Source organism: Butyrivibrio sp. AC2005 (genome assembly GCF_000424145.1).
Taxonomy (GTDB): Bacteria; Bacillota; Clostridia; order Lachnospirales; family Lachnospiraceae; genus Butyrivibrio.
Genome location: NZ_AUJI01000028.1, coordinates 79,786 through 87,687, shown reverse-complemented (window position 1 = coordinate 87,687; position 7,902 = coordinate 79,786). Strand labels below are relative to the sequence as shown.

Genomic DNA, 7,902 nt, shown 5'->3' with positions numbered 1-7,902 from the left:
TTATCTGTGTGCTTGCCTATAGATTATGTACCCTGCTTCGCAAGGAACTTCATCAAAAAGGCATTGACTGCAGCATAGATCAGTGCCTTGAGTCTATGAATGCGATCAACAGGGTCACCACCTTCTATGGTGATATAGCAAAGCCCAAGAAGATAGAGGCGTTCATCGAAGGTGATGAACTGGCATCACGGATCGAAGAGGTCTACGGACTTCAGCAAAAATACTATAGTTAGGTATACGGCTTGACTTGCCTGAAACGCAGATGATTACTGCGTTTCGAGGCATTAGCCTTTTATAACTTGTAAACTTACGCTAGTATACATCTTGAATATTTTAAAAACATAAATTTAAAATTATATAAATATATGATTGTAGTCTAATTTATATAAATTATAAATATACAAAATAATTAATATTTATCAAACATAATTCATTAGCGGACACATTTTTCATATATATTAAATATATAGCATATATAAAATATGCATTAAGCAAAAAGTATATAGCATATATAGTATATTTAATATAAATAGTAAATTTATTACATATAATATATATATTAATTATAGTAAAATTAATATATATATTATATTCTAAAAATCATGCAAAAAAATAACATAAATTTAAATTTTATATTTTTCTTCACTATTATATATATTTATAATTTATAATAACTATTATCATCGACAACAAATAATATATATTTAAAATATACATTAAATTCATTTTTTACTATATGATTCCTTGAATAAATGCTTTATTTTACCAAGAAATCTAGATTTTTTTCATTTACGTATTATGTATATTTTATATATTTAAATTATTTATATTGGTATTATTTTATACAGCCGGCATGGGTCTAATATTTTACATATATAAAATATATATTCTTTATTAAACAATAATGTATGTTTTATGCTATATATTATTTATAATATATTATTTATAATATATTTTTTATATTTTATATATTTCATATATTTAGACATACCTAATAATATATGTATTACAAAATATTATTTATTTATAATTTATATTATTTATAATATATTTCATATATGTGTTATTTTTATTATAGCTTATATTTATAATATATTTATTATATTTAATTATTATAATATATTCTATTCATTTTCATATATTCTATATATACATTATATTCCATATATTCAATATATTTATTATATATTTTATAGTATATATAATAAATATATAATATATTAAATATATATTATATTCAAATTGGTAATTTTAAATATTTTACCTTTACAATATATTTATATTTTATAAATATTTTTTTGTAACTATATTATATTTTATATTTACTTTATTTATTAAATATATATAACTCTTACTAATTTCATAAATTTAATAATTTAAAATATATTTCATATATACAAATTAATTTTGTATATGTTTTTTATATAGTAGATTTTTTGAAATTTTTCTGAAGATTTTTTCAAGCCTGAATTTATATATATTTATATATTTAATATATTTAAATTGCCAGTATTTATTTTTTTACAAATAGTATATGTAGCTGTTTAATATATATATTTTTTAGATTTAAATAATTTATAAAACGAATTGCAATTTATTATATTTTTTTATGTATTATATATTTCATGTATTTTATTTATTTTTTATATTTCATTTAATTATATATATTTATTATTTATTAATTATTCTCAATATATTATTATATTTATAATATATTTTATTATTTATAATTTATTGTATATTTTATATTCCTTTTTCCTTTACACCAGTAATAGCCTGTATTATAATGTTTTTAGGTTTTTCATATATAAAATACATAAAATAATTTTATAAATTTAAAAATGATTTTATTTATATAAAAACCATTTTAAATTTATATTATTTACGAAAGGATTTTTAAAAATGTCAGTAACTATAGCACTTGCAAACCAGAAAGGGGGAGTAGGTAAGACTACCTCCACAATAGAAATTGCTTCAATACTTACAAAACTGGAAAAGAAGGTACTTGCAATTGATCTTGATCAGCAATGTAATCTTACAAAAAACGCAGAGGCAGACAAATCCTTGCCCACAATATATGATTTATTTTCTGATGATGATCCTGATATAAACGCAGCTATCCAAAAAGTACCTGCAGGTTATGATCTTATAGCCGGATCTTCATCAATGTCTAAGGCCGATAAGGAATTCGAAGATATTGATGATGCATACCTTCTTGCAGATCTTATTGATGCATTATCTGATGATTATGACTATATCCTTATTGATAATGCACCTGCTCGTAACAGATTACTCAATATGAGTTACATAGCTGCAGATTACTTCATTATGTGTGCTGATTCAGGCGAAGACAGTCTTGATGGAATAGATGCCATCGTAACAGATATGATGAAATACCATAAACCGGGCAAAAGAAAACTTGCAGATTCAAAAATCATGGGCGTTATCATTACAAGATTCAGGCAGACAAACATTGGTAATACCGTACTGGATATCATAAATGAAAAGGTTGAAAATGATATTCCTGATGAAATAAAGACAGAGAAAATCCCATTTGTAATGAGTGTTAGGGAAACAGCAGCAGTAGATGAGGCAAAAATGATGCATCAACCGGTACAGACTTACAAAAAATCATCTACAGCAGCAATTGATTACAGAAATATTGTAGATGAAATCATTAGCAGAATCGAAGAGTGAAGGAGGATATAACATGGCACCCAGACCAAATAAATTCAAAGATAAATACAATTCACGAAATAAGACTTCAACAGATGATATAGTAGAGCAGTTATATGAAAATGCTGTAGAAAGTACTCAAGCGGAAGAACAATCTGTTGAGGAAGTCGTTCCTCAGCCTGTAGAACAGCCAGAACCTGTTCCTCAGACTATTATCGCACCAGAACCTGTAAATACTGTAGTAACCACTGTTGTTAAGAAGAAAGTTGGAAGACCCAGAAAAACCCTCGAAGAAAGAACTATATTTAATATCAAGCTTACTGCTGAAGAAAAGCAGATGCTTGAAGTAGCATCATCTGCATCAGGTAAAAATAAGCTTGATTATCTTGTTAATCTTCTTAAAAAGGATTATCAGGAAAATTTTGACTATTATGAAACAGTTAAATCTAAAATATATGCTGAGGACTAATTTCTAAAACCTGATTTTATCAAAAGAGCTCACTTTGGGCTCTTTTTTTCATCACAGGAGGTTGTGTTATCTTTTAGTGTTTATTAACAACATTTCTTTTAATTTATATTATAGAGTTAAATAAACGCATGAATAAGCCATTCTTATGTAAAAGATTTGATGAAATGGGGAAGAACTTCTGACGGAAATGGGGCTAAACCCTGATGTTATAGGGAATAAAATCTGATGAAAAAGGGAATGTTTTTGCTGATGAAAAAGGGAATGAAGACCTGATGCGGATGGAGGAAGTTCTGACGTAAAAGGGAAAATGACATGAGTAAAAAAGGAATGGCAAATTGAAGTTCTGATGTAAATGGGAATAAGCGAAATAATACTCTATAAGGCCGGTTTTTATAGGCTGATAAAGAAGGAAATTATTGTTTTGAGGGTAAAAGTCCTGATGTAAATGGGAACCTGAAATGAAGTTCTGACGTAAATGGGAATTTAAATCCGGGAAATGGCATAAAATGGCCATTCTTAAGTAAGTAAAATACCCAGGAAAATAGGTAAAAGACATGAAGTTCTGATGTAAATGGGAACAAAAAAATATAGCTTTCTGATGTAAAAGGGAATAGGGAAGAAAGTTCTAATGTAAAAGGGAATGATTATACTATAAAGTATGATAAAACATCTAAAAGATAGTAGATGAGTGACAATTTGTTGCTCATCTTTTTTTTAATACAAGATATTGATGACAAGTTATTGATATAAAAAATATGGCAAAAGAAGTTCTGACGTAATTGGGAATGGTCATATATAAAGTTCTGATGAAAAAGGGAACCTAAAACAGAAGATCTGATGTTTTTGGGAATATAAAAAGGGAAGATCTGATGTATTTGGGAATGATAAAAAAGAAGTTCTGACGTAAAAGGGAATACAAGTAATATTGACCAGGTTAGTATGACTGAATAAGTCAATAACAAATACGGCCAAATAGTGCATGTATAGTATGCGAGGGTGGAAGTTCTAACGTTCACGGGGAAAAGAACTAATGAAAAAAGGGTTAAGATGTGATAATATTTATTCAAGTTCTGATGTTGATGGGGACAAGATATGGTGTAATTTGGTTGACATATCTATTATTGTGCCCATATAATGTATTTAGTGAAAAAAGTTTGTATCATTATTTGAATTTGGGGGATATATGACTAAGAAAAAAGAATCGTCTTATGATCTTAGTATCCTTAAGGGCAGGCATTATTCAAAATCGAATGCCCTTATAAATGCTAAAGGTACTACGTCTCTTCTGGCTCAGAAGATTTTTTCAGTTGGAATACAGCAGGCGCAGCTGGACAATATGACCGGACAGCTGGTAGCAACGTTATATGGCAGTGATCTTAGAAGGATTTTCTCAAATAAGAGTGGATCTTTTTATGACCATATAAAGGCACTTGTGGAGCCGGAAAAAGAGAAGGCATCACTTCTTGACTGGAGAATCATCTATACGAATGACAGTACACAGGAACTGGAAGCGTTAAATGTTGTTACGGATTGTAAATTCAAGGATGGAATTCTTGAGATGCGATACAATAACAAGATAACGGATCAGCTCTATCAGTTGAAAGAGAATTATACAATGTTCTCTCTGGAGGAGACTATTCCGCTTAAAAGTATCTATAGCTACAGAATGTACGAGATATTAAAGTCAGAATTTGACAAACAGAGCTATGTTGCTCATAAAAGAGGAGAAAACCTGGATAATTCAGAACCGTATATACTGGTGATGAACCTTACAGATCTGAAATTAAGACTTGGAATAATAGATCCTACGGAGAACAGAGAGATTGTAAACGCCTTAAAAAAATCGAATGTTGATTTCGGATATATTGAACAGTTAGCCCAGGAGACAGCTGAAAAGAAAAAAGCAAAGGGTACAGGAAAGACGGGAAAGGCAAAATACAGTAATTTCACGACTTTCAGGAAAAATACCCTGGATAAGGCAAAGAAGGAACTTGATGAAACCACAAGCATCAGGTTCGAATATGAACCTATCAGAACAGGAACAGGTGGAAAAACCAATTCGATCAGATTCATGATCTATGACAAGAAGACTACGAAAGTAAAGGCTGCTGAAAAGGTACAGATTAGGGTATTAACGCCTGAAGAAAAGGAAGACTTCATAGATCAGGTAAATGAAATCATTGACGAGAAGCTTAAAGTAAAAGACCTCCGTGCTATATCAGAAGCTGCGGAATATGATATTTCCAAGGTGGAAAAGGCTTATAAAGTATTATGCTTATCCCCCGGAAGAGTTGAGAATATTACTGGGTTTATGATTAAAGCCATAAAGGATGGATATGAAGAGCCTGTAGTGAGACAGAAGAAGAATACTTTTAGTAATTTCAAACAAAATGAGTACACCTATGATGATATAGAAGCTCAGCTTGTTGATAACTGAAAAACATAAAGGCGAACCCGAAAGGGTTCGCCTTTTCATATAATATGATAAATTTAATCCTCAAGATAGTTATAAACAATCGCTGCAAGTGCTGCACCAACAAGAGGTCCTACAATGAACACCCACAGTGATGCAATAGGAGCGGTGTTTCCGGTGATTGCAGCTATTACAGCAGGACCAAAGCTTCTTGCTGGATTTACAGATGTGCCTGTAAGCCCAATACCAAGGATGTGCACGAGAGTAAGTGTAAAACCAATTATAAGTCCGCCAAAAGAGCCATGGTCAGCTTTTTCAGAGGTCACACCAAGTATTGTGAGAACGAAGACAAAAGTAAGGACTATTTCAACGATAAGTCCTGCAATAACGCTGCCTCCAACACCTGCAAGTCCATTTGAACCAAAGCCGCCGGTCTGATCTGTTACTCCGCCTGTGCCAAAGATAAGAGCAAGTATTCCTGATCCAATAAGAGCACCGATGCACTGTGATACTACATAACCGATGAAATCGCTAATTTCAATCCCACCTCTCATGAGAACACCTAAGGATACAGCGGGATTGATGTGACAGCCTGAAATATTCCCCACACAATATGCCATTCCAACAATTGTAAGGCCAAATGCGAGAGCAGTCAGCAGATAACCACTGCCATTTGCTGCATCACACCCAACAAGCATGGCTGTACCACAACCAAGAACAACAAGCACACAGGTTCCAATACATTCTGCAATATATTTTTTCATACCCGACCCTCCTATGCAGAAAAACATCGCATTTCTAAATAACGATGATTACTATACGTTTCTACAATATTATATCATTTGTAGTTGCAAATGATATAGCCATTCATAGATCTGTTAGTATTTTCTCTATGAAAGTGCAGAAAGCAGCATAGTTATTATCTGCAGATAGTTCTGCAACGACATCCTTCATCATGTCATCTATTTGGCGGGAAGGAAACAATTTGATAGCGCTTCCCGTAGTGGTAACGTGCCAGGCATGGTTTTCTGTATCTATTACCAGTAGGATACCATCAGGACGATATCCGTTAGAGTCATAAAAGTTTTCGGAAAAAGTGGTAAGATCCTTGTCACCAATAGTATTCACAGTAAGGATTACTATATCAAAGTTGTTCTTATTGTTTTCATATATCAATTTGTCAGATAGTTCCTTTACCTGCTCCGTAGTGAGGAAGGCTGAATTATCTATGACATAAGCCTGTTCGTTACTGGTATTTAGGGAGGATATATCCTTAATCTGATAAGTAGAGGATACATCTGAATTTGCTTTGGCATATGCAGAAATTTGATTAAAACAGTGTGCGTTTGTTATAAGAACAATAGAACAGAATAATAATATTAGATATTTAATTTGTTTTTTCATAAGCAGTCACCTCAAAATACAAGAAATATCAGGTTTTCTCTATTATAATAAATAATGATAAAACTATGCTTAAGGATTGATAAAAGGTAAATTAAATTGTTCTTTTTCTGATTATGTGAATCATAACATAGAGAGGAGGACTTCTACATGGGTAATGAAAAAACAGATATACAAAAGCTTATTGAAGAATATATGGCACATATGAAAAAGGGGAGATGCGAAACCTGAGGGTATGATAAAGCTATACAGAATAGGAGAGGATAAATGGGATATACTTAATGATTTTCCTAAAGAAGAAATAAGCGGAACAATCTTGTATCTTAACAGCGATGGAAAAAAGTGTTTATCATGGGAACTTCCTAAGAACGAGGGAAAATCAGAATTTATATATGATCCTGATGATCCGCTTTTCTCAAAAGGAGCGGAATCAACATTTCATTCTATGACGGAAAATGGTTCTCATCTTCAGCCTGAGGCAGATTACAGGTCGGATGTTGTTTCTTTTATTTCTGCCCCTTTGGACAAAGATATGCATATATGCGGAAAGATATGCGTGAAACTTTGTGTTTCGTCTGATGCAGAAGATACCGCTTTTTCTGTAAAGATTAGTGAAGTATATGAAGACGGCAAGGCGTATAACGTAAGAGGTACCATTACTACCCTTGCCTATCGAAACGGAACTCCTCGAAGAGTTACCTATATTCCCGGAGAAAAAGTAATGATCGAATTAAAAACCTGGGATATTGATTGGTGCTTTAAAAAGGGAAGTAAGATAAGGCTTGATATAAGCTCATCAGACTTTCCGCAGTATAGTGTGCATTCAAACTATCCCGGCATATGGTCTGTGCAGGAGAAAACTAAAAAGGCAAAGCAGAAAATATATACCGGGGCAGAAAACGGATCGTGCGTTGTATTTCCCGACATGAATAAATAAGAAGCA

The 7,902-nt window shown here is 31.7% G+C and carries 7 protein-coding genes; 5 read left to right on the top strand and 2 right to left on the bottom strand.

The window, feature by feature from the left end; translation table 11 throughout:
- The 4 genes from G602_RS30910 to G602_RS0108260 all read left to right on the top strand — a co-directional run.
- Nucleotides 1-233, top strand: a 233-nt coding sequence (locus tag G602_RS30910; RefSeq protein ID WP_026658583.1) for a hypothetical protein, incomplete at its 5' end; no start/stop codon positions are given.
- Between the two features lie 1,669 nt (nt 234-1,902).
- Nucleotides 1,903-2,697, top strand: coding sequence for a ParA family protein (locus G602_RS0108270; RefSeq protein ID WP_026658582.1), 795 nt, complete (start codon nt 1,903-1,905; stop codon nt 2,695-2,697).
- Between the two features lie 13 nt (nt 2,698-2,710).
- A complete protein-coding gene (locus G602_RS0108265) occupies nt 2,711-3,145 on the top strand; it encodes a hypothetical protein (protein ID WP_026658581.1) in 435 nt (144 codons plus the stop codon).
- Between the two features lie 1,183 nt (nt 3,146-4,328).
- On the top strand, nt 4,329-5,582 hold the full coding sequence (locus tag G602_RS0108260; RefSeq protein ID WP_026658580.1) for a replication initiation protein: 1,254 nt from the start codon (nt 4,329-4,331) through the stop codon (nt 5,580-5,582).
- 53 nt (nt 5,583-5,635) lie between these two features.
- Here G602_RS0108260 and G602_RS0108255 read toward each other — a convergent pair whose 3' ends face one another.
- On the bottom strand, nt 5,636-6,322 hold the full coding sequence (locus tag G602_RS0108255; protein ID WP_026658579.1) for an MIP/aquaporin family protein: 687 nt from the start codon (nt 6,320-6,322) through the stop codon (nt 5,636-5,638).
- A 103-nt stretch (nt 6,323-6,425) separates the two neighbouring features.
- On the bottom strand, nt 6,426-6,962 hold the full coding sequence (locus G602_RS0108250) for a TPM domain-containing protein (RefSeq protein WP_026658578.1): 537 nt from the start codon (nt 6,960-6,962) through the stop codon (nt 6,426-6,428).
- 232 nt (nt 6,963-7,194) lie between these two features.
- Here G602_RS0108250 and G602_RS0108240 point away from each other — a divergent pair, with 232 nt between their 5' ends.
- Entirely contained in the window at nt 7,195-7,896 is a 702-nt protein-coding gene (locus tag G602_RS0108240; RefSeq protein WP_026658577.1) for a CocE/NonD family hydrolase, read from the top strand.
- The last annotated feature ends 6 nt before the right edge of the window (nt 7,897-7,902 follow it).

What these genes read in the sequence shown, in the direction of transcription:
- G602_RS0108255 (WP_026658579.1), bottom strand. Translation starts at nt 6,322, where the DNA reads ATGAAAAAATATATTGCAGAATGTATTGGAACCTGTGTGCTTGTTGTT.
- G602_RS0108240 (WP_026658577.1), top strand. Translation starts at nt 7,195, where the DNA reads ATGATAAAGCTATACAGAATAGGAGAGGATAAATGGGATATACTTAAT.
- G602_RS0108260 (WP_026658580.1), top strand. Translation starts at nt 4,329, where the DNA reads ATGACTAAGAAAAAAGAATCGTCTTATGATCTTAGTATCCTTAAGGGC.
- G602_RS0108250 (WP_026658578.1), bottom strand. Translation starts at nt 6,962, where the DNA reads ATGAAAAAACAAATTAAATATCTAATATTATTATTCTGTTCTATTGTT.
- G602_RS0108270 (WP_026658582.1), top strand. Translation starts at nt 1,903, where the DNA reads ATGTCAGTAACTATAGCACTTGCAAACCAGAAAGGGGGAGTAGGTAAG.
- G602_RS0108265 (WP_026658581.1), top strand. Translation starts at nt 2,711, where the DNA reads ATGGCACCCAGACCAAATAAATTCAAAGATAAATACAATTCACGAAAT.